Annotated in this window: 20 protein-coding genes; 17 read left to right on the top strand and 3 right to left on the bottom strand. The window is 74.2% G+C overall.

All coding sequences use genetic code 11. The annotated features are described in order from the left end of the window. The first annotated feature begins 26 nt into the window (after positions 1 to 26). On the top strand, positions 27 to 1,355 hold the full coding sequence (hisS, locus tag GA0070620_RS10655) for a histidine--tRNA ligase (protein ID WP_091589707.1): 1,329 nt from the start codon (positions 27 to 29) through the stop codon (positions 1,353 to 1,355). Between the two features lie 173 nt (positions 1,356 to 1,528). Here hisS and GA0070620_RS10650 read toward each other — a convergent pair whose 3' ends face one another. Continuing rightward, complete coding sequence (locus tag GA0070620_RS10650; RefSeq protein ID WP_091589706.1) at positions 1,529 to 2,044, bottom strand: PaaI family thioesterase; 516 nt, start codon at positions 2,042 to 2,044, stop codon at positions 1,529 to 1,531. A 55-nt stretch (positions 2,045 to 2,099) separates the two neighbouring features. Between GA0070620_RS10650 and GA0070620_RS10645 the strand changes: the two genes are divergently transcribed. Together GA0070620_RS10645 and GA0070620_RS10640 are read left to right on the top strand one after the other, a co-directional pair. After that, positions 2,100 to 2,576, top strand: coding sequence for a winged helix-turn-helix transcriptional regulator (locus tag GA0070620_RS10645; protein WP_091589705.1), 477 nt, complete (start codon positions 2,100 to 2,102; stop codon positions 2,574 to 2,576). A gap of 229 nt (positions 2,577 to 2,805) precedes the next feature. Continuing rightward, positions 2,806 to 3,852, top strand: a complete 1,047-nt coding sequence (locus tag GA0070620_RS10640; protein WP_091589704.1) for a S1 family peptidase — start codon at positions 2,806 to 2,808, stop codon at positions 3,850 to 3,852. 157 nt (positions 3,853 to 4,009) lie between these two features. Here the strand turns inward: GA0070620_RS10640 and GA0070620_RS10635 are convergent, their stop codons facing one another. Next, positions 4,010 to 4,723 (bottom strand): DUF998 domain-containing protein, encoded by a 714-nt coding sequence (locus tag GA0070620_RS10635; RefSeq protein ID WP_091598504.1) that lies wholly within the window; start codon positions 4,721 to 4,723, stop codon positions 4,010 to 4,012. 135 nt (positions 4,724 to 4,858) lie between these two features. Between GA0070620_RS10635 and aspS the strand changes: the two genes are divergently transcribed. The 4 genes from aspS (at position 4,859) to GA0070620_RS10615 (ending at position 9,584) form a co-directional block, all read left to right on the top strand. After that, positions 4,859 to 6,664: an aspartate--tRNA ligase gene (gene aspS / locus GA0070620_RS10630; protein WP_091589703.1), complete on the top strand. Its 1,806-nt coding sequence runs from the start codon at positions 4,859 to 4,861 to the stop codon at positions 6,662 to 6,664. A gap of 116 nt (positions 6,665 to 6,780) precedes the next feature. Then, positions 6,781 to 7,593 (top strand): SDR family oxidoreductase, encoded by an 813-nt coding sequence (locus GA0070620_RS10625; protein WP_091598501.1) that lies wholly within the window; start codon positions 6,781 to 6,783, stop codon positions 7,591 to 7,593. A gap of 84 nt (positions 7,594 to 7,677) precedes the next feature. Continuing rightward, a complete protein-coding gene (locus tag GA0070620_RS10620) occupies positions 7,678 to 8,262 on the top strand; it encodes a winged helix-turn-helix domain-containing protein (RefSeq protein WP_091589702.1) in 585 nt (194 codons plus the stop codon). After that, positions 8,259 to 9,584 (top strand): MFS transporter, encoded by a 1,326-nt coding sequence (locus GA0070620_RS10615; protein ID WP_091589701.1) that lies wholly within the window; start codon positions 8,259 to 8,261, stop codon positions 9,582 to 9,584. The genes GA0070620_RS10620 and GA0070620_RS10615 overlap by 4 nt, the downstream gene beginning before the upstream one ends. A 29-nt stretch (positions 9,585 to 9,613) precedes the next feature. Here the strand turns inward: GA0070620_RS10615 and GA0070620_RS10610 are convergent, their stop codons facing one another. Then, entirely contained in the window at positions 9,614 to 10,354 is a 741-nt protein-coding gene (locus GA0070620_RS10610) for a GNAT family N-acetyltransferase (protein ID WP_091589700.1), read from the bottom strand. A 141-nt stretch (positions 10,355 to 10,495) separates the two neighbouring features. On the opposite strand from GA0070620_RS10610, the gene GA0070620_RS10605 reads away from it, so the two are divergent. The 10 genes from GA0070620_RS10605 to GA0070620_RS10560 all read left to right on the top strand — a co-directional run bounded on the left by GA0070620_RS10605 (position 10,496) and on the right by GA0070620_RS10560 (position 23,667). Continuing rightward, complete coding sequence (locus GA0070620_RS10605) at positions 10,496 to 10,705, top strand: hypothetical protein (protein ID WP_091589699.1); 210 nt, start codon at positions 10,496 to 10,498, stop codon at positions 10,703 to 10,705. A 74-nt stretch (positions 10,706 to 10,779) separates the two neighbouring features. Next, entirely contained in the window at positions 10,780 to 12,339 is a 1,560-nt protein-coding gene (locus GA0070620_RS10600; protein ID WP_091589698.1) for a replication-associated recombination protein A, read from the top strand. A gap of 2,594 nt (positions 12,340 to 14,933) precedes the next feature. Further along, a complete protein-coding gene (locus tag GA0070620_RS10595; protein WP_091598499.1) occupies positions 14,934 to 15,641 on the top strand; it encodes a hypothetical protein in 708 nt (235 codons plus the stop codon). A gap of 151 nt (positions 15,642 to 15,792) precedes the next feature. Beyond that, on the top strand, positions 15,793 to 16,254 hold the full coding sequence (locus GA0070620_RS10590; protein ID WP_091589697.1) for a DUF948 domain-containing protein: 462 nt from the start codon (positions 15,793 to 15,795) through the stop codon (positions 16,252 to 16,254). Between the two features lie 29 nt (positions 16,255 to 16,283). Continuing rightward, positions 16,284 to 16,589 carry a hypothetical protein gene (locus GA0070620_RS10585; RefSeq protein WP_091589696.1) on the top strand — a complete coding sequence of 102 codons (306 nt, stop codon included), beginning with the start codon at positions 16,284 to 16,286 and terminating at the stop codon, positions 16,587 to 16,589. Next, positions 16,586 to 19,264 carry an alanine--tRNA ligase gene (gene alaS / locus GA0070620_RS10580; protein ID WP_091589695.1) on the top strand — a complete coding sequence of 893 codons (2,679 nt, stop codon included), beginning with the start codon at positions 16,586 to 16,588 and terminating at the stop codon, positions 19,262 to 19,264. Before GA0070620_RS10585 ends, alaS begins: the two co-directional genes overlap by 4 nt. Positions 19,265 to 19,333: 69 nt before the next feature. Beyond that, the gene (gene ruvX / locus GA0070620_RS10575; RefSeq protein WP_091589694.1) at positions 19,334 to 19,792 is read left to right on the top strand and encodes a Holliday junction resolvase RuvX; all 459 of its coding nucleotides are present in this window, start codon (positions 19,334 to 19,336) and stop codon (positions 19,790 to 19,792) included. Continuing rightward, complete coding sequence (gene mltG / locus GA0070620_RS10570) at positions 19,792 to 20,988, top strand: endolytic transglycosylase MltG (protein WP_091589693.1); 1,197 nt, start codon at positions 19,792 to 19,794, stop codon at positions 20,986 to 20,988. The genes ruvX and mltG overlap by 1 nt, the downstream gene beginning before the upstream one ends. Beyond that, a complete protein-coding gene (locus GA0070620_RS10565; protein ID WP_091589692.1) occupies positions 20,988 to 21,812 on the top strand; it encodes a shikimate dehydrogenase in 825 nt (274 codons plus the stop codon). The genes mltG and GA0070620_RS10565 overlap by 1 nt, the downstream gene beginning before the upstream one ends. Positions 21,813 to 21,945: 133 nt before the next feature. Next, positions 21,946 to 23,667, top strand: coding sequence for a glycoside hydrolase (locus GA0070620_RS10560; protein WP_091589691.1), 1,722 nt, complete (start codon positions 21,946 to 21,948; stop codon positions 23,665 to 23,667). Positions 23,668 to 23,703 lie beyond the last annotated feature (36 nt).

The following is a 23,703-nucleotide window of genomic DNA, read 5'->3' as shown; positions in this document are numbered from 1 at the left end:
GTCGGCGCGGCACCAAGGAGTACGTCATGAGCAAGCCCACGCCCATCTCCGGCTTCCCGGAGTGGACGCCGCCGCAGCGGATGATCGAGCAGTACGTGCTCGACCGGATCCGCAACGCCTTCGAGCTGTACGGGTTCGCCCCGCTGGAGACCCGCGCGGTCGAGCCGCTCGACCAGCTGCTGCGCAAGGGGGAGACCTCCAAGGAGGTCTACCTGATCCGCCGGTTGCAGGCCGACGAGTCCGGTGCCGCCGGCGACGACGCGCTCGGCCTGCACTTCGACCTGACCGTGCCGTTCGCCCGGTACGTGCTGGAGAACGCGGGCAAGCTGCAGTTCCCGTTCCGCCGCTACCAGATCCAGAAGGTGTGGCGGGGTGAGCGGCCGCAGGAGGGGCGCTACCGCGAGTTCGTCCAGGCGGACATCGACATCGTCGACCGGGACACCCTGGGCGCGCACCACGAGGCGGAGATCCCGCTGGTGATCGGGGACGCGCTGCGCTCCCTGCCGATCCCGCCGGTGCTGATCCAGGTCAACAACCGCAAGATCTGCGAGGGCTTCTACCGGGGGATCGGCCTGACCGACCCGGAGGCGGCGCTGCGCGCGGTCGACAAGCTCGACAAGATCGGGCCGGCGAAGGTCGCCGAGCTGCTGGCCCAGACCGCCGGGGCGAGCGAGGCGCAGGCCAAGGCGTGCCTGGCGCTGGCCGAGATCTCCGCCCCGGACGCGTCGTTCGCCGACGCCGTGCGGGCCCTCGGGGTGAGCGACCCGCTGCTCGACGAGGGCATCGAGGAGCTGGTCCGGGTGGTGGAGACCGCCGCCGAGCACTCGCCGGGGCTCTGCGTGGCCGACCTGCGGATCGCCCGTGGCCTGGACTACTACACGGGCACGGTCTACGAGACGCAGCTGCGCGGCTACGAGCGCTACGGGTCGGTCTGCTCCGGCGGTCGCTACGACAACCTGGCCAGCGCGGGCGCGGTCCGGTTCCCCGGTGTGGGCATCTCGATCGGCGTCACCCGCCTGCTCGGCCTGCTCTTCGGCACCGGCGCCCTGACCGTGTCCCGGGACGTGCCGACCTGCGTGCTGGTGGCGGTGACCAGCGAGGAGGAGCGCCGGGCCAGCAACCGGGTGGCCGACGCGCTGCGCCGCCGCGGGGTGCCGACGGAGGTGTCGCCGAGCGCGGCGAAGTTCGGCAAGCAGATCCGGTACGCCGAGCGGCGCGGCATCCCGTACGTCTGGTTCCCGGGGGCCGACGGCGCCGCCGACGAGGTCAAGGACATCCGCTCCGGCGAGCAGCACCCCGCCACCCCCGACGCCTGGACCCCCCCACCCACCGACCTGAAGCCCCAGGTGAACTAACCCCGTCCCTGCTCGCCCCACCCTCCCCGCCCTGCCGCCCGCCCCCGCCCCCTCTCGTCCCGCGATCTTGCACTTTCTGCCCCGGCGAAAGCCGCAAAGCCACCGACCACAGGGCCGAAACTGCAAGATCGCGGGGCGCGGGGCGCGGGGCGGGCGGCAGGGAGGGGAGGGGGTCAGGGTTGGGGGGTGATGGGGAAGAGGAGGCAGCTGCTGGTGGCGTGGGCTACCAGGCGGTCTCGGGCGTCCAACAGGCGGGCCTCGGCGAGGGCGGTGCGCCGGCCGCTCTGCAGGACGGTGCCCTCGCAGCGCAGGGTGCCGGAGTCCACGGTGACCGGTCGGAGGAACTTCACGTTCAGGTCCAGCGAGGTGTAGCCGACGCCGGCCGGCAACGTGGAGTGCACGGCGCACCCGGCGGCGGTGTCCAGAAGCGTGGAGATGACGCCACCGTGGACGCTGCCGAGCGGGTTGTAGTGGAACTCCTGCGGCACGAGCTCGACGGTCACCCGCCCTTCGTCGGCCGTCATGCGGGACATGCCGAGCAGGTGCATCACCGGCGGCGGGGGCAGCTCGCCGGCGAGCATCGACCGGAGCGTCTCCAGGCCGCTGCGCCGGCCCAACTGGGCGGCGTTCTCCGCCGGGTCGGACCACGAGAAGGTGCGGGTACGCACCTGATCCTGCGTCTGCGTCATGGACTCAGCCTGCACGCCGTTGCTGAGTCTGTCAACGAGACTTAGCCTGGTGGGCATGAGGCCCGTGGCGCTGGACTGGTCGATCGAGAACTGCACCATCGCGCGCGCTATGGAGGTCCTCGGCGAGCGGTGGACCCTCGTGGTGCTCCGCGAGGTCTTCAACGGCGTACGCCGCTTCGACGACATGCGCGTCCGGACCGGGATACCGCGACAGGTCCTCACCAACCGGCTCGCCACCCTGGTCGACCAGGGGGTGCTGCGCCGCGAGCCGTACCGGGAGCCGGGGAGTCGGGTGCGCCACGAGTACCGGCTGACCGAGAAGGGGCTCGACCTGTGGCCGGTGCTGGTGGCGGTGCTCGGCTGGGGCGACCGCTACCTGGCCGATCCGGAGGGTTCGCCGCTGGCCGTCGTGCACCGGGACTGCGGGGCACCGGTGGACGTCGTCCTCCGTTGCGCGGACGGCCACGAGGTGGGCGAAGCCCGGGACGTGCTGCCGACGCCCGGGCCGGGCGCCCGCCGCCGCGTCGACTGAACGGAAGTGGGCGGCGACCAGATGGTATAGACGTACGTCTGTGCCTGGAACATTTCCGGCCGGCTGCGGCCACGGTCGGGGCGAAACGGGCAAAGCTGGGTCTTGCCTACGATCTTAAGTATGTGAATACTTCAGTGAGTCCCGGCCGATTCCCCCAGTTCGGCCGGCCTGTCCGCTGGCCCCGCCAGTCCCGGTGCGGGCCGTCGCTCCCTCCCTGGAGGTTCGTTACATGCGACCCACGAGGTCCCCGATCCGCCACGCCGCCACCCTCGCGGTGGGCGGAGCCCTGGTCGTCGGCACGCTCATCGGCGCGCCCGCCCACGCGGCCCCCGCCGCCTCGCCCGACACCGCCGCCGCCCTCGCCGCCGAACTCGGCGACCGCTCCGCCGGCTCGTACATCGACGCCAGCGGCAAGTCGGTCGTCACCGTCACCGACGCGGCGGCCGCCCGCAAGGTCAGCAACGCCGGTGCCACCGTCAAGTACGTCGCCCGCGGCGCCGCCGAGCTCAACCGGGCCACCGCGGACCTGGAGCGCTCCGCCAAGATCCCGGGCACCGCGTGGTGGAGCGACCCGGTCACCAACCAGGTCGTCGTCTCCGTCGACAGCACCGTCACCGGAGCGAAGCTGGAGCGGGTCAAGGCCGCCGCCGCGCGCGCCAACGGCGCGGTCCGGATCGAGGCCGAGGCCGGCGTGCTCAGCACCCGGATCTCCGGTGGCCAGGCCATCTACGCCGGCGGCGGCGGTCGCTGCTCGCTCGGCTTCAACGTCCGCAGCGGCAGCACCTACTACTTCCTGACCGCCGGGCACTGCACCAACATCTCGTCGAGCTGGTACTCGAACTCCGCCCAGACCGCGCTGATCGGCACCCGCACCGGGACCAGCTTCCCGGGCAACGACTACGGCATCGTCCGGCACAGCAACTCGGCCAACGCCGCCGGCAACGTCTACCTCTACAACGGCAGCTACCGGGACATCACCGGCGCCGGCAACGCCTCCGTCGGCCAGGCGGTGCAGCGTTCCGGCAGCACCACCGGCCTGCGCAGCGGCTCCGTCACCGCGACCAACGCCACGGTGAACTACGCCGAGGGCTCGGTCTCCGGCCTGATCCGCACCAACGTCTGCGCCGAGCCGGGCGACAGCGGCGGCTCGCTCTTCGCCGGCTCCACCGCGCTGGGCCTGACCTCCGGTGGCAGTGGCAACTGCCGCACCGGCGGCACCACCTTCTTCCAGCCGGTCACCGAGGCGCTGAGCCGCTACGGCGTCAGCGTCTTCTGATCCACCCCGACGCAGCGGGCCGCCGGAGCGATCCGGCGGCCCGCCGCGCGTCCGCGAGCCTTTCCGAGGCCCACCGGTGATCAAGAGGTTTGCGTCGGATTGACGGTCGATCCTGACGCAAAGCTCTTGATCACCGGCGGCCCGCCGCGCGTACGGCTCAGGGAAGCTGGTGGGGTCGGGCCGGGCCGGCGTCCGGCGGCGCGATGCCCGCCACCGACTGGTCCAGGACGACGGACGGTGTGCCGGCGGCGGTGAACGCGAGGTGCGCGCGTCGCGCGGAGAGGACCGCCAGCAGCGGCCAGAGCGCGACGGCCACGGCGGTCGCCCGCTCGGCCAGCCCCGCGCGGGAGCCCCCGGTCACCTCGACCACGAACCAGCCGAACAGGGCCAGCAGCACGAGGGTGACGCCCAGCCCCACCGACCGGCGGAACGCCCAGGGTGGCGCCGGCCGGTCCGGCGGTGTGGCCGACCGGCCCCGGGGCAGGGTGAGCGCCGACGCGGCCGGCCAGAGCGCCAGGGCGAGGACCGCCACGGTCGCGACGATGCCGTGGCCGAGGGAGCCGCCGACCGGCGGCCGGGGAAAGGCGATCAGCGCGACGGTCGCCACGCCGCCGACGGCGAGCAGGAAGCGGCTCGGCAGACCCGCCGCGTGCAGCACGGCGCCGATCGCCACGTAGCTGCCGCCCAGCAGCACCAGGCAGGCGGTCATGATCCAGGCGTCGGTGGCCTCCCGGCCGGCCAGTTCGCTCAGTGTGTCCCGGACCGGGTCGTAGTCCGCGGGCTGCCGCGCTTCGGAGACGGTCCAACCGGTCACCAGCAGCACGGGTGCCGTCGCGGCGATGGCGACGGCCCAGGTCGGTACGGCGCGCATCCGGCCACGGTAACCGCCACCGGGACCCGTCGAGCCCGATTCGCCGAGGGTCGCGTGCCGGGTGCCCGCCAGGAACGACGGCCGCCCCTGACAGAATGCCGGTGAGGACTGTTCCACGATGAGGAGTTGCCAGCCGTGATCCGTACCCACAATGCCGGAAGCCTGCGCGCCGCGGACGCCGGCTCGACGGTGACGCTCGCCGGCTGGGTGGCCCGCCGGCGCGACCACGGCGGGGTCATCTTCGTCGACCTGCGCGACGGCTCCGGCGTGGTCCAGGTCGTGTTCCGCGAGGAGGACGCGCACGCGCTGCGCAACGAGTTCTGCGTGAAGGTCACCGGCGAGGTGACCCGCCGCCCCGAGGGCAACGAGAACCCGGAGCTGCCGACCGGCGAGGTCGAGGTGACGGCCAGCGAGCTGGAGGTGCTCTCCGAGGCGGCGCCGCTGCCGCTGCCGGTGGACGACCAGATCGAGGCGGGCGACGACATCCGCCTGAAGTACCGCTACCTGGACCTGCGACGCAGCGGTCCGGCGAAGGCGATGCGGCTGCGCTCCCGGGCGAGTCAGATCGCCCGGACGGTGCTGCACGAGCGGGACTTCCTGGAGATCGAGACGCCGACCCTGACCCGCTCGACCCCGGAGGGCGCCCGCGACTTCCTGGTCCCGGTCCGCCTCCAGCCGGGCAGCTGGTACGCGCTGCCGCAGTCCCCGCAGCTGTTCAAGCAGCTGCTCATGGTGGGCGGCATGGAGCGGTACTACCAGATCGCCCGCTGCTACCGGGACGAGGACTTCCGCGCCGACCGGCAGCCGGAGTTCACGCAGCTCGACATCGAGATGTCCTTCGTCACCGAGGACGACGTCATCGACCTGGGTGAGGCGCTCGTCTCGGCGCTCTGGTCCGAGCTGGCCGGCCACGAGATCTCCCGGCCGATCCCGCGGATCACCTGGCACGACGCGATGGCCCGCTACGGCTCCGACAAGCCCGACCTGCGCTACGGGGTGGAGCTGACCGAGCTGACCGACTACCTGCGCGGCACCGAGTTCCGGGTGTTCGCGGGGGCGATCGACGCCGGCGGCTACGTCGGTGCGGTGGTCATGCCGGGCGGCGCGAGCCAGACCCGCAAGGAGCTGGACGGCTGGCAGGACTGGGCCAAGGCACGCGGCGCGCGCGGCCTCGCGTACGTGGTGCTGGACGCGGAGACCGGCGAGGCCCGGGGCCCGGTGGCGAAGAACCTGTCCGAGGCGCACCTGGGCGGGCTCGCCGACGCCGTCGGCGCGAAGCCGGGCGACGCCGTCTTCTTCGCGGCCAGCGCCGACACCCGGGAGGCCCAGGAGCTGCTGGGCGCGGCGCGGATCGAGATCGCGAAGCGGGCGGGGCTGGTCGACGAGAGCGCCTGGGCGTTCTGCTGGGTGGTCGACGCGCCGATGTTCGAGAAGACCGACGAGGGTGGCTGGACGGCCGTGCACCACCCGTTCACCTCCCCGAACGCCGAGTGGGTCGGCCGGTTCGAGGAGGCGCCGGACCGGGCGCTCGCCTACGCGTACGACATCGTGTGCAACGGCAACGAGATCGGTGGCGGCTCGATCCGTATCCACCGCGGCGACGTGCAGCAGCGGGTCTTCGACCTGCTCGGCATCACGCCGGAGGAGGCGCAGGACAAGTTCGGCTTCCTGCTGGAGGCGTTCAAGTACGGCGCCCCGCCGCACGGCGGCATCGCGTTCGGCTGGGACCGGGTCTGCATGCTGCTTGCCGGCGCGGACTCGATCCGTGAGGTGATCGCGTTCCCGAAGACCCGGGGTGGCTTCGACCCGCTGACCGGCGCGCCGACCCCGATCACCGCGCAGCAGCGTACCGAGGCGGGCGTCGACGCGAAGCCCAAGCCGCAGGCCGCCCCGCACACCGGCACCGCCGGTCCGGCCGCCCCGGTCGTGGACCCCACCTGACCCACCTGACCCACCTCGGCCCCCTCCGCGGGCTTCGGTGATCAAGAGGTTTGCGTCAGGATCACGTGGCAGGGTGACGCAAACCTCTTGATCATCGAGGCGGGGGAGGGGTGGCGGTGACGGTTCTCGTGGTCGGGGCCAGTGGGTTCCTCGGGGGCGAGGTGTGCCGGGTCGCGGTGAACGCGGGGCGGCGGGTGGTGGGGACGTACTGGTCGGGCACGGTGGAGGTGCCGGGTGTCGAGGCGCTCCGGCTGGACGTCACCGACCGGGCCGCCGTGCGCGCACTGGTCGCGCGGGTGCGCCCCGCCGCCGTGGTCGCCACCCCCTACCGGTACGCCGACTGGGCGGTGACCGCCGACGGCGCCGCCCACGTCGCATACGCCGCGGCCGAGGTGGGGGCGCGCCTGGTGCACCTCTCCAGCGACGCGCTGCACGCCGGGCGGGACCGGCCGTACGGCGACGACGAACCGCCCACCCCCGTCTTTCCGTACGGGGCCGCGAAGGCGGCCGCCGAGACGGCCGTACGCGCGATCGACCCCGGTGCGGTGCTGGTCCGCACCTCGCTGATCCTGGGGACGGGCAGCAAGCAGATGCAGCTCTGCCGGGACGCGCTCGCCGGCCGCGCCACGCTGTTCACCGACGAGTTGCGGTGCCCGGTCGACGTGACCGACCTGGCCGGGGCGGTCCTGGAACTGGTCGACCACGACTACCCGGGCCCGCTCAACGTGGCCGGGCCGGACGCGGTGAGCCGGGCCGACCTCGGCCTGCTGGTGGCCCGCCACGAGGGGATCGACCCGACCGGTCTGAAGACGTCCACCGGCGTCGCGTGCGGGGTGGTGCGCCCCACCGACGTACGCCTCGACTCGACGCGCGCGGCCGGTCTGCTGCGGACGCGGCTGCGCGGCGTCCGCGAACTCCTCGCCGCCTGAGAGGCGCCGGCACGCCGACAACCTGTGCACACTTTCTATGCACAACGGTTGTGCATAGAAAGTGTGCACAGTTATCGTGCATGCATGGAGAGCACGCCAGCCGAGACCCGCACCGTCCAGATCGACGCCCGGCAGATCCGCGTCATGGCCCACCCCCTGCGGATGCGGCTGCTCGGCCTGCTCCGGGTGGACGGGCCCGCCACGGCCACCTCCCTCGCCGAGAAGCTGGACACCAACACCGGCGCGACCAGCTATCACCTGCGGCAGCTGGCCGAGGTGGGGCTGGTGACCGAGGACCCCGACCTCGGCACCGGCCGCCAGCGGTGGTGGCGGGCCGAGCACGACATCAGCAACTTCGATCCCACCGACTTCGACGACGACCCCGACGCGCGGGCGGCGGTGCGGTGGATCGAGACCAACCACGTCCGGCTCATGGCCGAGCAGGCGCAGCGGTGGTTCTCCGTCGCCGACGACCAACCCCGCGCGTGGCGTGACGCCGCCGCCCTCAGCGACATGGTCCTGACGCTCGACCCGGCCCGGCTCCGGGCGCTCAACGACGAGCTGTGGCAGGTGTTGGTGCGCTACCACGAGGAGCCGCCGTCGGACGGACCCGACGCCCGGCAGGTGCACGTCTTCCTGTCCGCCCTCCCCCGGATGGAGGAGCAGTGAGCGCCCTGAGCGTGGCCCAGGTCCGCCACCGCTTCCTGGTGCTGCACGGCCTGCGCTGGCTGCCCACCGGGCTCATGATCCCGGTGATGATCCTGCTGATGCAGGAGCGCGGCCTGTCGCTGTCGCAGATCGGCCTGGTCTCCGTGGCCCAGGGGCTGGTCGTCCTCGCGCTGGAACTGCCCACCGCCGGGCTCGCCGACGCGCTCGGTCGCAAGCCGGTGCTGGTGGCCGCCGGGCTGATCAACCTCGCCTCGCTCGCCGTCTTCGCGGTGGCCGACACGTTCGCGCTCTTCTTCCTGGTGTGGGCGATGCAGGGCGTCTTCCGCGCCCTGGACAGCGGGCCGCTCGAATCCTGGTACGTCGACGCCACCCTGGCCGCCGACCCCGACGCGACGTACGAGTCGGGCCTCGGCCACGCCGGAACCGTCATCGGCGTCTCCATCGGTGCCGGCGCGCTGCTCGGCGGCGGGCTGGTCGCGCTCGGTCCGCTCGGGCCGGTCAGCGCGCTCACCGTCCCCGTCCTGGTCGCCGGCGTGCTGCAGGTGGTGGCGCTGGCCGCCCTGCTGCTGCTGCTGCGCGAGGTCCGCCCCGCCACGGGCACGGGCGCGCTGTGGGCGTCGGTCGCCGAGGCGCCCCGGATGGTCGGCCAGGCGATCGGCCTGCTGCGCCGCTCCCGGGTGCTGCTCGCGCTGGTGGCGGTCGAGCTGTTCTGGGGCTTCGGCATGGTGACCTTCGAGTCGCTGCTTCCCGTACGCCTCGCCGAGGTCGTCGGCGACGGCGAGCGGGCGGCCGCGCTGCTCGGGCCCGCGGGTTCGGCGGCCTGGCTGGCCCAGGCGGCCGGCGCGGCGCTCACGCCGCTGCTGCTGCGCCGGCTGGGGGCCGCGCCGAGCGCCGCCCTGATGCGCGTCCTCCAGGGCGTCACGGTGGTCGGCATGGGCCTGTTCGCCGGACCGGTCGGCGTGCTGGTCGCCTACCTGGCCTGCTACACCGTGCACGGGGCGTCCAACCCGCTGCACATGGGACTGTTGCACCGGCAGGTCGACGGTCCCTACCGGACCAGCGTCCTCTCGCTGAACTCGATGATGGGCCAGCCGGGGTTCGCGATCGGCGCGGTCGGGCTCACCGCGCTCGCCGACCGGGTCAGCGTGACCGCGGCGATGCTGGTCGGCGCGGTGGTGCTGGCCGTCGCCGCCCCGCTCTACCTGCCCGCCTGGTCGGCGGACCGGCGGAAGAGGGCGACCGAGACGGGGGAGCCCGGGGAGGGGACCGGCGCCCCGGCCGATCCGCTCCCCGTGGTGGCGGACCGGGCCGGCGGAGCCTGAGCGGAGCCGGCGCCGGGCGCACCACCGGCTCAGGCGAGACGGACGGAGTTGCGGATCGCCGTGTGGGTGAAGCCGAGCCGCCGGTAGAGCCGGATCGCGCCGACGTTGACCGGGTAGACGCCGAGCGCGGCGTGGTCGTAGCGGGTGAGCAGGGCCCGGGTCATCGCCGCGGTGAGCGCCGCGCCGAGCCCTCGCCCACGCGCAAGCGGGGAGACGGTCAGTCCCGCGAGGAACCCGACGTCGCCCCGGCTGCGGTCCGCCCCGCAGGCGACGAGGCGGTCACCGTCGCGGATGCCGTACCAGCCGACCACTCCCGGATCGCCCGGCCGGGAGGTGGTGCTCGGGAACGCCTCGTCGATCAACGCGGTGAGCGCCGGCTGGTCGGCCTCGCTGAGGCGGACGACCCGGTCCTCGCCCGGCTGCGGCGGCGGCGCGGCGGTGGTCCAGAGGAAGTACCACTCGTCGCGCTGTGCCACCCGGAGCCGACCGGCCAGGTCGGCCGGGTCGAGCTCGGGCAGGTTCAGCCACTGGCCCGGCCCGAGCACACCCTCGGCCACCAGATCGGCGCAGACGTCCAGGGCCGGCCCGGCGGCGCCCAGAGCCGCCGCGGCCGGCCGCTGCCCCTCCGGCAACAGCCAGACCACCGCGCCGTCGCGCCGGTAGCCGCGCGGCTCCACCTCGCGCAGCAGCATGTGCCGGACGTACGGGTGGTGGTCGACGGCGGCCAGGACGGCGTCCCGACCGTGCAGGACCTGGTCGGCGATGATCATGTGCCCAGCCTAGGAGTCGCCACCGCGACAACGCCGGGCACCTCCGAAACGAGCCGCGCCTGTCCAGGGTGGAGATTGACGATCGGACCGATTGGGTACATCCCGGCCCGACCTACTGGGAACCCCCACCGGAGGAACGACATGCTCGCCATTCTCGCGGCGATCGTATTCGGGTTCGCCCTGCTGCTCGACCTGATGGACACCAACTTCGGCGCACCGGACCTGTTCAACTGGAACACCCTCGTGCTCATCGGCCTGCTGCTGCTCGCCCTCTACCTGGCGGGCGTCGGCCGTGGTCCGGGTGGCGGCGGAGGCCGCTGGTACCGAGGTCGGCGCCCGGGTCGGGGCTGACCGGAACCGATCAGCCAGGGCCGGGCCGCGGCGCGATTCCGGCGCCGCGGACCCGGCCCGGTACTGTTCTCGTGATGGAGACCGACGCCCTCTTCTCCCTCGGTGAACCCGCCGGAGCGCCCAGCGCCCCCGCGGGTCCCGGTGGTGTCGACGGGTTCACCACGGTGGAGCCTGATTCGCCCCTGCCCGTCCGGATGCGCCCGGCGAGCCTCGACGAGCTGGTCGGCCAGGACCACCTGCTCGCGCCCGGCGCGCCGCTGCGGCAGCTGGTCGGTGGGGGCGCGCCGATGTCGGTGATCCTGTGGGGGCCGCCCGGCAGCGGCAAGACCACCATCGCGCACCTCGTGGCCCAGGCGACCGACCGCCGGTTCGTCGCCATGTCGGCCCTGTCCGCCGGCGTGAAGGACGTCCGCGCGGTGATCGAGACCGCGCGTCGACAGCGCCGTTCCGGCGGCCCGCAGACCGTGCTCTTCATCGACGAGGTGCACCGCTTCAGCAAGACGCAGCAGGATTCGCTGCTCGCCGCCGTCGAGGACCGCACCGTCACGCTGCTCGCGGCCACCACCGAGAACCCGTACTTCTCGGTGATCTCACCGCTGCTGTCCCGGTGCGTCCTGCTCACCCTCCAGCCGCTGGACGACGACGCGGTCCGTGGCCTGCTGCGTCGCGCCGTCGCCGACGAGCGAGGGCTCGGCGGGCGCCTCGTCCTGGACCCGGCCGCCGAGGACCACCTCGTGCGGCTGGCCGCCGGCGACGTCCGCAAGGCGCTGACCGCGCTGGAGGCCGCGGCGGCCTCCGCGACCGCGCTCGCCGCCGACCGGATCGACCTGGCCACCGCCGAGCAGGCGGTCGACGTCGCCGCGGTGCGCTACGACCGCGACGGAGACGCCCACTACGACGTGGTCAGCGCGTTCATCAAGAGCATGCGCGGCTCGGACGTGGACGCCGCGCTGCACTGGCTGGCCCGCATGCTGGTCGCCGGCGAGGACGCCCGCTTCGTCGCCCGTCGCCTGGTCATCTTCGCGAGCGAGGACGTCGGGATGGCCGACCCGAGCGCGTTGAGCGTGGCCACCGCCGCGGCACACGCGGTGGAGTACGTCGGCCTGCCCGAGGCCCAGCTCAACCTCGCCCAGGCGGTCATCCACCTGGCCACCGCGCCCAAGTCGAACTCGGCCACCACCGCCATCGGGGCGGCGATGGCCGACGTACGGGCCGGGCGGGGTGGCTCGGTGCCCCGGGCCCTGCGGGACGCGCACTACGCCGGCGCCCGCGGGCTGGGTCACGGCACCGGTTACCGCTACCCGCACGACGACCAGCGCGGGGTGGTCACCCAGCAGTACGTGCCCGACGATCTCGTGGGCACCGACTACTACCAGCCCAGTCAGCACGGCGCGGAGCGGTCGGTGGCCACCCGGCTGCCGCTGCTGCGTCGGATCGTCCGTGGCCTGCCGGCCCCGGCCCGAGCGGAGTCGGCGGCGCCGGAGGCGCCCGGCACGCGACCGGAGCCCGAGGTGGTGCGGTCCGGCACGGTTCCGGCCGGGGTGGGCGTGGTGGGCGACGGTCGACCGGTGGGTCCCGGCGCCGGCGCGGCGGAGCAGGGCGGCAGGGACGCCGCCGGAGAGGGTCAGCAGTGAGATCGCGTGGTGGGGAGCGACCCGAGGACGGTCCCGACGAGCGGCGCGATCCCCGCGCCAAGGGCCGCCGCTGGGGGCGGGGCCGGGCCGAGGCCGAGCCGGAGGAGCCGGTCAGCGGCGAGGAGCTCGGCTGGATCGACGACCTGCGGTCGGCCAAGCAGCAACGTAACGACCTGGGACCGGACGGCCCGGCCGGCGCGCCGCCCGGACCCGCGCGCCCGGGCCCCGAGGCCCCGCCGCCCCCTGTCGGGCCGCCTGTCGAGCGCCGTGGCGGACCGGACGCGGCCGGGCCGCGTCCGCGCCCGGTGGACGGCCCGTGGCCCGGCGCCGCCGAGCCGACCGGGCCGGCCCGCCGACCGGGGCCGCGCCCGCCCGCCGCGTCCCCCGGCGCACCCGCGCCGCAGCAGGCCGCCCGTCGTGGCGGCGCGCCGGTGCCGGCCGCCGGCCCGCACACCGCCGGCCCGCAGGCCCCCGGTCCACACCCGACCCCGGCCGGCCCGCCGGGTCCCCGCCCCGCCTCCGACTCGCCGGGCGGCGCGGCGCCCGGCCCGCGTCCGGCCGCCGCTGGTCACGCCGGCCCGCCCGGTGCCCGACCGGTCTCCGGCGGCCCGGCCGGCCCCGTGTCCGGCGGTCCGCGCCCGGTCTCCGGCGGTCCGGCGGGCCCGCGCACCGCCGGTAATCCGCAGGTCGGCACGCCACCGCTGTCCGGCGGCCCGGCCGGTCCGCGCCCGGAGGCCGCGCCCCCGCGCCCGACCTCCGGCGGCCCGGCCGGTCGGCACGGCGCCGCAACGCCGACCGGGCCCGGCCCCTCGACCGGTGCGTACCCGACCTCGGGCGCTCCCGCGGCCGGCGACGTGCCGGTCGGCCGCCGGCCGGACGCGGCGCCGGGACGACGTCCTCGACCCGAGCCCGCCGAGCCCCGTGGCCCCCGTCCCGTCGAGGGCACACCGCCGGGCCGGCGCGGCCCCGTGGACCCGAACGGTCCCGCCGCGCGTGGTGCTGCCGCGCCGAACACCGCGGGCGACCTCGGGCCGGCCGGGTCGTCGGCGGTGCCGGGTGGGCTGCGCCCCGACCCGGGCGCCGACCGCGACCCGCGACCCGAGCCGCGCCCGGAGCGCCGCCGTCGTGGCCCCGTCGACCCCGGCGCGCCCGTCCCGGCGGGTGCCGGACCAGCGCCGGCGTCGAGTGGCCGTCGGCGGGCGCCGGAGGCGGACGAGCCCGTCGTGCCGCTGTCCGGCAACGCCCCACCGGTTCCGGACCCCGCGACCGGCGACCTCGCGACCGGCTCGTCCGCCGTCGGCGGGCGCCGCCGGCGCGCCGTTCCCGAGGAGGAGACGGGCCTGTCGGGTCGTCGACGCGCGGCGGAGACCGACCCCTCCGCGGGGCGTCGGCGCGCGACCGAGGAGGACGCCACCGGCCGTCGGCGTGCCGCGACGGACGAGGTGACGACCACCGCGGGTGGCCGTCGGCGTGCCACCGAGGAGGACGGCCCCGCCGGTCCACGGCGTGCGGCGGCCGACGACGGCGAGCCCACCGCGGGTGGTCGGCGACGCGCGGCGGACGAGCCGGACACCGCCGACCACCGACCCGGTGCGGGCGCGGGAGCCGCCGGCCGTGGCCGCCCCGAGCGCCCGGCCGACTGGCTGCGGCAGGCCGGCCGGCTCCCGCACACCGACCCGAAACTCCCGGTCATCAACCGGAGCGGCCCACCATCCACGCCGCCGGCGCCACCGTCGGACCGGTCCACCGGTCGTCGTCCGGGCGCCGGTCTCGTCCCGCCCGGTCAGGAACCGGCCCCGCGCAACCAGGACGGTTCGGCACGCGGCGGGGCACGTCGCGGTCCGGGTGGCCCCGACACGGCCGCGCGCTCCGGTCCCGTCGTCGCAGGGCCGGACGGTCCGAGAGGCGCCCCCCGCCCGGAGGGCGACGGCCCCGCTCGCGGCGCGGCCCGCCCCGGCCCGGCCGGACCGATCCGTGGAGCGGCCCGCCCCGATGCCGACGGCCCGGTCCGTGGCGCGGCCGGCCCCGACGGGGACGGCCCGGCTCGCGGCGCGGCCCGGCCCGGCCCGGACGGTCCCGTCCGTGGGGCGGCCCGGCCGGGCGTCGCCGGGGCGCGAACCGGCCCCGACGGTCCGGTGCGGCCCGGTGTCGACGGCCCCGCCCGGCCCGGTGCGGACGCCCCCGTGCGGGGTGCCGTCCGGCCCGGTGCGGACGCGCCCGTCCGGGGCGCCGCCCGCCCCGGCGGCGACGGGCCCACCCGTACCGACCCGATCGACCGGCCCGGCCCCGGCGCTCCCGGCCGCGCCTCCGTCCCCGGCGGCGAACCTCCGCCTCCCGCCGGCGGTCCACGACCGGCCGCGACGGCCCGGGTCGCCGCCCCCGGCCGGCCGGCGCCCGAGGACCGGGTCGCCGGGCGCGCGTTGCCGCCGCAGCGGGACGCCGGTCGTCCCGAGCCCTCCGGTGTGCCGCCGGTCCCGGTCGCCGGCCGGCCGGCGGAGCCGCCCGCGGTCGCCCGGGCCGCCGCCGTCGTACCGCCGCCCGGCCCCGCGCCGGACGGCCCCGGGCCCGCCCCGGAGCCCGTCGGCGCGCCTCCGCTGCCCGGTGCCGCCACGAGCGAGGCCCCGGACGACGACGTCGAGGCGACCGGTGGCGGTGCCCGCTCGGAGCTGCGCCGGAAGGTACGCGAGCAGCGCCGGTTGCGGATGGTGGCGCTGGCGGTGGTGACGCTGGTGCTGCTCGGCGCGGTTCCGTCCTACTTCGGCTTCCGCACGCTGAGCCGTGACCCGGTCTTCGACACCCTGGACAGCCTGGAGGTGCCCGGCTGGGCGGCGGTGAAGACGGTCGACGACGTCAGCGGCAGCCGCTGGTGCCTGCTCGACTGCCGGCTGCGCGAGCGCACCGTCACCTCCGACCGGGCGCCGCAGGAGACCACCCAGGTCTACGAGGACGCCCTGCGGCGGGACGGCTGGACCCCGTGGAAGGTGCAGCGCTGCCCGGAACAGCAGGAGAAGGGCAGCTACAGCTGCTGGCGGCGGGACGAGCTGACCCTCGACCTGTGGGTACGCGAGCCGACCTGTGTGCCGCCGCCGGTCGACGGGGAGCCGGCGATCGTGCCGTCTCCCGAACCGTCGGCCGCTGCGGTAGCGTGCTCCGGCTCGTTGGTGTCGGTGAAGGTCCGCAACGCGATCGACGACGAGCGGACCCGACCGCAGCCGACCACCGACCCGTCGCTCACCGGCGAGGACCCGTTCCCCACCATCACTGAGGACCCGTTGGGCGAGCTGACACCCTCACCGTCGTGAGCCGGTCTCCATCACGGACGGTAGGGTCTGGGGCTGGCAGGCCCGCCTGCTCCCGTTGACCCGGCACGGGTCGCCGAGCGCCGGTGTGGGTACCACGGTCGCACGTTCCGGGAACGTCCGGTTCCCGGAACTCTGCTTGAGGAGGACAGGCGTGGACATTGGAGAGGTCGCGGCGCTGATCGCGGCGATCGCGTTCGCGATGCTGGTGTTGATCCTGACGCTGCCCATCCTGCGGCTGCGGCACACCGTGGACGCCACCACCCGGATGATCAACGACCTCAACGACCGGACCGCGCCGCTGCTCGGCGACGTGAACACCACGGTGAAGAACGTCAACGTCACGCTGGAGCAGGTGCAGACCTCGCTCGACGGGGTCAACCTCCAGTTGGCCAAGGTCGACACCATGACCGGCCACGCCCAGAACGTCACGGCCAACGTCGCCAACCTGGTCGCCGTGGTGTCCGCCGCCGCGGCGAACCCGCTGGTCAAGGTCGCGGCCTTCGGCTACGGCGTCCGCAAGGCCGCCTCCGCGCGCCGGCACGCCGAGACCGAGCGTGAGGTGCGGGACACGATCAAGCAGCAGCGGCGGGCCGCCCGGCGCGGCGAGCACTGACCCCGGCGCGACCAGGAGGGGCGAGAAGCATGAGACGGTTGTTCTGGCTGGGTGTCGGGCTCGCCGTCGGGGTGGTCGTGGTCCGCAAGGCCACCCGGACCGCGCAGTCGTACACCCCGGCGGGCATCGCGGGCAGCATGGCGCAATCCGCTGGCGGCCTGGTCGAGTCGCTGCGTAGCTTCGTGGAGGACGTCCGGGTCGGGATGGCCGAGCGCGAGCAGGAGATCCACCACGCGTTCGCGCAGGGCGAGGCGTTCGACGACCACTTCGCCGAGCTGCGGGAGGACCCGCGGATCGGCGATCGAGAGATCTTTCCGGAGGAACACCAGCGATGAAGACGGCGGAGATCAAGCGGCGGTACCTCGCCCACTTCGAGGCGAACGGCCACACGGTGGTGCCGTCCGCTCCGCTGCCCGCCATCAGCGACCCGAACCTGCTGTTCGTCAACGCCGGCATGGTGCAGTTCGTCCCCTACTTCCTGGGGCAGCAGACCCCGCCCTACCCGCGGGCCGTCAGCGTGCAGAAGTGCATCCGCACCCCGGACATCGACGAGGTCGGCAAGACCAGCCGGCACGGCACGTTCTTCCAGATGAACGGCAACTTCTCCTTCGGTGACTACTTCAAGTCCGGGGCGATCCCGCTGGCCTGGGACCTGGTGACCAAGTCCCAGGCCGACGGTGGGTTCGGGCTGGACCCGGAGCGGATCTGGCCGACGGTCTACCTGGACGACGACGAGGCGTACGAGATCTGGCGGTCGGTGGGTGTGCCGACCGAGCGGATCGTCCGCCGGGGCAAGGCGGACAACTTCTGGTCGATGGGCATTCCCGGCCCGTGCGGCCCCTGCTCGGAGCTGTTCTACGACCGGGGCCCCGAGTACGGCCGCGAGGGCGGCCCAGCGGTCGACGAGGACCGCTACATGGAGTTCTGGAACCTCGTCTTCATGCAGTACGAGCGGGGTCCGGGCACCACCAAGGAGGACTACCCGATCCTCGGTGAGCTGCCGGCGAAGAACATCGACACCGGCATGGGCCTGGAGCGGATGGCGTCGATCCTGCAGGGGGTCGACAACCTCTACGAGATCGACGAGGTCCGGCCGATCCTGGACAAGGCGGCCGCGTTGACCGGCAAGCGCTACGGCGCGCGCTCCGGGCACGTGGCCAGCGAGTCGCACCCGGACGACGTACGGCTGCGGGTGATCGCCGACCACGTGCGGACCGCGCTGATGCTGATCGGCGACGGGGTGACCCCGTCGAACGAGGGGCGCGGCTACGTGCTGCGTCGGATCATGCGCCGGGCGATCCGCTCGGTGCGGCTGCTGGGCTGGCAGGACCGGGCGCTGCCCGAGCTGCTGCCGGTGGCCCGGGACTGCATGTCCCCGTCCTACCCGGAGTTGGCTTCGGAGTTCGACCGGATCGCGGACTACGCGTACGCGGAGGAGGACGCCTTCCTGTCCACGCTGCGCGCCGGCACGACGATCCTGGACACCGCGATCGCGGAGACCCGCACGGCGGGCGGCGCGGCCCTCTCCGGTGAGAAGGCGTTCCAGCTGCACGACACGTACGGCTTCCCGATCGACCTGACGCTGGAGATCGCGGCCGAGCAGGGCCTGCAGGTCGACGCGGAGGGCTTCCGCCGGCTGATGGCCGACCAGCGGGCCCGGGCCAAGGCCGACGCGCAGGCCCGCAAGACCGGGCACACCGACGTGTCGGCGTACCGGGCGGTGCTCGACGAGGGCGGTCCGGTGCAGTTCACCGGCTACAGCGAGGTCGCTCGGGAGTCCCGGGTGCGGGCGCTGCTCGGCACCGCCGGCCCGCTGGGCGGGGCGACCGAGGGGGACACGGTCGAGCTGGTGCTCGACACCACCCCGTTCTACGCCGAGGGCGGTGGCCAGCAACCGGACCAGGGCATGATCACGGTCGGCGGCGGCCAGCTCGAGGTGCTGGACGTGCAGCAGCCGGTGCCGGGCCTGATCGTGCACCGGGCCCGGGTGGTCCGCGGCGAGGTGCGCCCCGGTGACACCGGCTTCGCCGAGATCGACACCACCCGGCGGCGGGCCATCTCCCGGTCGCACACGGCGACCCACCTGGTGCACCAGACGATGCGCAACTTCCTCGGCGAGTCCGCCACCCAGGCCGGTTCGCTGAACGCCCCGGGTCGCCTGCGGTTCGACTTCAACACCCCGACCGGGGTGGCGCCGAGCGTGCTGCGCGACGTGGAGCAGCAGGTCAACGAGGTGCTGCTGGCCGACCTGGAGGTGCACGCCTTCATCACCTCGTTGGAGGAGGCGCGGCGGATCGGTGCGATGGCGCTGTTCGGCGAGAAGTACGGCGAGGAGGTGCGGGTCGTCGAGGTCGGCGACTACGCCCGGGAGCTGTGCGGCGGCACCCACGTGGCCCGCTCGGCCCAGCTCGGCCTCGTGAAGATCCTCTCCGAGTCGTCGATCGGCTCCGGGGTCCGCCGGGTCGAGGCGCTCGTCGGCATGGACGCGTTCAACTTCCTGGCCCGCGAGCACCTGCTGGTCTCCCGGCTCGCCGAGCTCTACCGGGTGCCGTCGGAGCAGGTGGCCGACCGGGTCGAGCAGACCGTCACGCAGCTCCGCGACGCGGAGAAGGAGCTGGAGAAGCTCCGGGCGCAGCTGGTGCTCGGCGGCGCGTCGGCGCTCGCGGCGCAGGCCAAGGACGTGCGGGGCGTCGCGTACGTCGGGACTGAGGCGCCCGAGGGCGCGGCCGGCAACGACGTGCGGACCCTGGCGCAGGAGATCCGGGGCAAGATCGACCCGGCGCGGCCGGCGGTGGTGGCCGTGGCCGCCCGCAGCAACGGCAAGGCGTCGCTGGTGGTCGCGGTCAACCAGGCCGCCCGCGCCCGGGGTCTGGCCGCGTCGGACCTGGTGAAGGCGGCGTTCTCCGGACGGGGCGGCGGCAGCCCGGACCTGGCGCAGGGCGGCGGGCTGCCGGCGGCGGAGGCCCCGACCCTGCTGCTCACGGTCGAGAAGGCGATCGCCGAGGCGTGATGGACGATCGGGTGCGCCGGGGCGGACCACACGGTCCGCCCCGGTTCGTCGATGGGGGAGTGACCCTCGGTGAGTGACCTGTCGCGCGGTGTGCGGCTCGGGGTGGACGTCGGGCAGGTCCGGGTGGGTGTCGCGCGGTCGGACCCGCACGGGGTGCTCGCCACCCCGCTGGTCACCCTGGCCCGGGACCTCACGGCCGCTCCGGACGCCGTGCCGAGCGACCTTTCCCAGCTCGCGGCGCTGGTGGCCGAACACGAGGCCGTCGAGGTCGTCGTCGGCCTTCCGGTCAATCTCGCCGGCAAACACGGCCCCGCGGCGGTCCACGTGAAGGGGTACGCTGACCGACTTGCCGATGTAATAGCGCCCGTGCCGGTAACGCTCACCGACGAGAGGATGTCGACGGTCGTGGCTTCTCGTAGGCTTGCCGAGCGTGGTGTCCGGGGCAAACGTCAACGTGCGGTTGTCGACCAGGCCGCCGCGGTGGAGATTCTGCAGAGCTGGCTGGACGCGCAGCGGAGGCGGACGTAATGATCGACGATCTGGATCTGGGCTTCGACGAACCGGAGCGGGGGGAGAAGGGCCGACACCGGCGCAGCTTCGTCCGTAAGCGGAACGGCAAGTCGGGTGGGCGGGGCAAGACAGTCCTGGCCCTGCTGCTCGCCCTGGTCCTCCTCGGCGGCATCGGCGGCGGCGCCTTCTACGGCTTCGACCGGATCCAGAGCTACTTCGTCACCCCGGACTACGAGGGGGCCGGCACCGGCGAGGTCAACGTCGAGATCAAGCAGGGCGCGCTGATCGCCGACATGGCCGTCGCGCTCTACGACGCCGGGGTGATCAAGAGCACCAAGGCGTTCATCGAGGCGGCCGAGGAGAACTCGCGCAGCAAGAACATCCAGCCGGGCCTCTACAAGCTGCGCAAGCAGATGAGCGGCGAGAGCGCCGTCGCGGCGATGCTCGACCTCAAGAACCGGGTCGTCAACGGCGTCACCATCCCCGAGGGCCGCACCGCCAAGAACGTCTACAAGCTGCTCTCCGACCACACGAAGATCCCGGTGAAGGACTTCGAGGCCGCCGCGAAGGACCCCATCGCGCTCGGCGTGCCGGACTGGTGGTTCAAGCGCAGCGACAACAAGAAGGTCAGGCCGTCGATCGAGGGCTTCCTCTACCCGGACACCTACGAGATCCCACCGAAGGCCACCGCGGAGAGCATCCTCAAGCTGATGGTCGACAACTTCCTCTCGGTCACCGGTGAGCTGCAGTTCGCCGACCGGGTGCAGAAGGAGCGCGGCGGGATCACGCCGTACGAGGCGATGATCGTCGCCTCCCTGGCGCAGGCCGAGGCGGGCAACAAGGACGACCTGGGCAAGGTCGCCCGGGTGGCCTACAACCGGGTCTACGGCGAGTTCCCGTGCAACTGCCTGGAGATGGACGTCACCGTCAACTACTACCTGGAGTCGGTTGGCCGGCCGACCAAGGCGTCGAAGGACATGACCGACGCCGAGCTCGACGACCCGAAGAACCCGTACAACCGCAAGCTGCGGGGCCTGCCGCCGACCCCGATCAACAACCCGGGCAAGCTGGCCATGGAGGGCGCGATGGACCCGCCGCCCGGCAAGTGGCTCTTCTTCGTGGCGATCGACAAGGAGGGGCACTCCGCGTTCGCCGACACCTATCCGCAGCACGAGCGCAACATGGCGAGAGCCCGGGAGGCCGGGATCATCTGATGACCGGTCGACGGCGGGCGGCGGTGCTCGGCAAGCCGATCGCGCACTCGCTCTCCCCGGTGATCCACAACGCCGGCTACGCGGCGGCGGGGCTGACCGGCTGGTCGTACACCCGGATCGAGTGCGCGGCGTCGGAGCTGCCGGGGCTGGTCGCCGGCCTCGGTCCGGAGTGGGCCGGCCTGTCGGTGACCATGCCCGGCAAGGAGGCGGCGCTCGCGGTGGCGGACGCCGCGTCGCCGGTCGCGACCGCGGTCGGCGCGGCCAACACGCTGGTACGCCGCCCGGACGGCTCCTGGTACGCGGACAACACCGACGTCGCCGGCATGGTCGAGGTGCTGACCGGGGCGGGGGTGCGGCCGGGCGCCTCGGTGACCGTGCTGGGCGCGGGCGGGACCGCGCGGGCGGCGCTGGCCGCGGCGGCCGGGCTGGGCGCCCGCGAGGTGACCGTGGTGGCGCGTCGCCCGGAGGCGGTCGAAGAGCTGCGACCGGTGGCCGAGGCCGTCGGGGTGCCGATGACCGGCGCCGGTTGGGCGGAGGCGGCCCGGCACGCCGTGGTCGACGTGGTGCTCTCCACCGTGCCGAAGGGGGTCGCCGACCCGACTGCCGCCGAGGTCGCCTGGCGGGCCGGGACGGTGCTCTTCGACGCGCTCTACGACCCGTGGCCGACCCCGCTGGCCGCCGCCGCGGCGGCCGCCGGCTGCCGCGTCGTCTCCGGTCTCGACCTGCTGCTGGCCCAGGCGCTCGGCCAGTTCGAGCAGTTCACCGGGGTCGCCGCACCGCGCGAGGCGATGGCCGCCGCGCTCGCCGCGGCCCGCGGGCGCTGACCCCTGCCGGCACCACTGTGGCCGGTCTTAGCCGAGGATTAAGACGCGCTTAGCTGTGCGCAACCTCTGCGTGACACGCCGTGTTCATGGATACGCTGCTCTGCGTGACCACGATGGACACCGGGAGTGGCTTGTGAGCAGGCGCGGACAGCACCGTCTCCGACACCACGGCACCCGCCGCCGGGCCGTGCTGCTCGGCACGCTCGGCGCTTCGGTGGTCGCCGGCCTCGTGGCGACGATGATGCCGCTGCTGGCCGCCGACGACCTCGCCCTGCGGGCGGTGGCCGACACGACGGCGACCACGGTGCCGCAGGACGGTGACAATGCCGCCAAGACGACGCTGGCCACCTGCCCGGCCCCCTGCGAGGGAAACCCGCGTGGCCGCCGGGACGCGGTGGTCCGGTTCGCCGTGTCCGGCGTCCCCGCCGGGGCGGCCAACGTGCGGGCCACGCTGCGTGTGCACGCCTGGCAGGCGTACGCCGCGACGGTGAGCGCGCACGGCTCCCGGGTGGACGCGGCCGCGGCGCGCCCGGCTCCGGTGACGCCGGAGCCGGTGCTCGACACCGTGGCGGGCGTCCGGCCGGGGTTCAACGAGTGGGACGTCTCCGCGCTGATCACCGGCAACGGCACCTGGACGCTGTCGCTCGCGCAGACCGGGCTGGACGCGCGCGTCTACTGGGCTGCCACCGAGCACCGCGATCCGGAGCTGCGCCCCCGCCTGCTGCTGACGTACGGCATGGGCGTCCCGGCGTCGCCGGTGGTCACCGCGCCGGCCGCGCCCACGTCGCCGTCGGTCGCGCCCAGTTCCCCGTCGACGCCGGCGCCGACGGTGCGCCCGAGCCGTCCCCCGTCGAGCGGGACGCCCGGCCCGTCGGGGAGCCCCGGGGCCTGTGGCGCGGTGTCCCCGCTCCTGGTGCCGTCCTGCGGAGCCTGGTGGGGCATGTACGCGCCGGCCGGCCCGGCCGACGGCTGGGACCACGGTCGGGCGTTCGCCGAGGTGGAGGCCCAGGTCGGTCGGCGCTTCGACATCGTGCACCGCTACCACGACTTCTCCAACGCCGGCAGCAACGGCGCCTTCCCGGACGGCTACGAGCGGCAGCAGATGCGCGAGGGCCGGCTGCTCTTCGTCGCCTGGGAGTCCCGCATCTTCGCCACCGGAACGGTGCTGACCTGGGCCGACGTCTACAGTGGCCGGTACGACGCGACGATCGATGCGGTCGCCGGTCGGATCCGCGACGTCGGTGCCCCGGTGTTCCTCGGCTTCGACCACGAGCCGGAGGACGAGCCGGCGAAGGGCACCGACGCGGAGTTCGTGCGCGCCTGGCGGCACGTGCACGACCGGTTCGCGGTTGCCGGCGCGGACAACGCGGTCTGGGTCTGGACGATGATGGGCTGGTCGGGGCACTACGACCGCTACCGCGGCCTCTACCCCGGTGACCGGTACGTCGACTGGGTGGCCTACGACCCCTACAACTTCCACGTCTGCAACGGCAGTCGGGTGTGGAAGAGCCCCGGCACCACGATCGGCACGTTCTACCGCTGGCTGGACGAGCAGGGCCTCGGGGCCGGCAAGCCGCGGATGCTCGCCGAGTTCGGCACGAACTTCGACGCCGCCGACCCGACCGCGAAGCGCCGCTGGTTCGAGGAGTTCCCGGCGGCGCTGCGGGCCCATCCGAAGATCAAGGCGGCCGTCTACTTCAACTCGGCCGGTATGACCAGCACCTCCGCCACCTGTGACATGACGATGAACCACGATGCGTCGTCCCTGGCCGGCTTCGCCCGCGCGGGACGCGACGACTATCTGCGGCAGCCGCCACCGTTCGGTTACGGGCCGGCAACTGTGACCGACAGGTGAACGAACGTCGATGAACGGGGTCGGACTTCCGACCCG

The organism is Micromonospora krabiensis (genome assembly GCF_900091425.1).
Taxonomy (GTDB): Bacteria; Actinomycetota; Actinomycetes; order Mycobacteriales; family Micromonosporaceae; genus Micromonospora; species Micromonospora krabiensis.
This window is presented reverse-complemented; position numbering and strand designations above follow the sequence as displayed.

Bases quoted from the DNA above. Each gene is read 5' to 3' on its own strand.
- GA0070620_RS10620 (WP_091589702.1), top strand. From the start codon at position 7,678: ATGGAGAGCACGCCAGCCGAGACCCGCACCGTCCAGATCGACGCCCGG.
- GA0070620_RS10585 (WP_091589696.1), top strand. From the start codon at position 16,284: ATGAGACGGTTGTTCTGGCTGGGTGTCGGGCTCGCCGTCGGGGTGGTC.
- GA0070620_RS10645 (WP_091589705.1), top strand. From the start codon at position 2,100: ATGAGGCCCGTGGCGCTGGACTGGTCGATCGAGAACTGCACCATCGCG.
- GA0070620_RS10650 (WP_091589706.1), bottom strand. From the start codon at position 2,044: ATGACGCAGACGCAGGATCAGGTGCGTACCCGCACCTTCTCGTGGTCC.
- GA0070620_RS10600 (WP_091589698.1), top strand. From the start codon at position 10,780: ATGGAGACCGACGCCCTCTTCTCCCTCGGTGAACCCGCCGGAGCGCCC.
- hisS (WP_091589707.1), top strand. From the start codon at position 27: ATGAGCAAGCCCACGCCCATCTCCGGCTTCCCGGAGTGGACGCCGCCG.
- mltG (WP_091589693.1), top strand. From the start codon at position 19,792: ATGATCGACGATCTGGATCTGGGCTTCGACGAACCGGAGCGGGGGGAG.
- GA0070620_RS10565 (WP_091589692.1), top strand. From the start codon at position 20,988: ATGACCGGTCGACGGCGGGCGGCGGTGCTCGGCAAGCCGATCGCGCAC.
- GA0070620_RS10640 (WP_091589704.1), top strand. From the start codon at position 2,806: ATGCGACCCACGAGGTCCCCGATCCGCCACGCCGCCACCCTCGCGGTG.
- GA0070620_RS10610 (WP_091589700.1), bottom strand. From the start codon at position 10,354: ATGATCATCGCCGACCAGGTCCTGCACGGTCGGGACGCCGTCCTGGCC.
- alaS (WP_091589695.1), top strand. From the start codon at position 16,586: ATGAAGACGGCGGAGATCAAGCGGCGGTACCTCGCCCACTTCGAGGCG.
- GA0070620_RS10635 (WP_091598504.1), bottom strand. From the start codon at position 4,723: ATGCGCGCCGTACCGACCTGGGCCGTCGCCATCGCCGCGACGGCACCC.
- GA0070620_RS10605 (WP_091589699.1), top strand. From the start codon at position 10,496: ATGCTCGCCATTCTCGCGGCGATCGTATTCGGGTTCGCCCTGCTGCTC.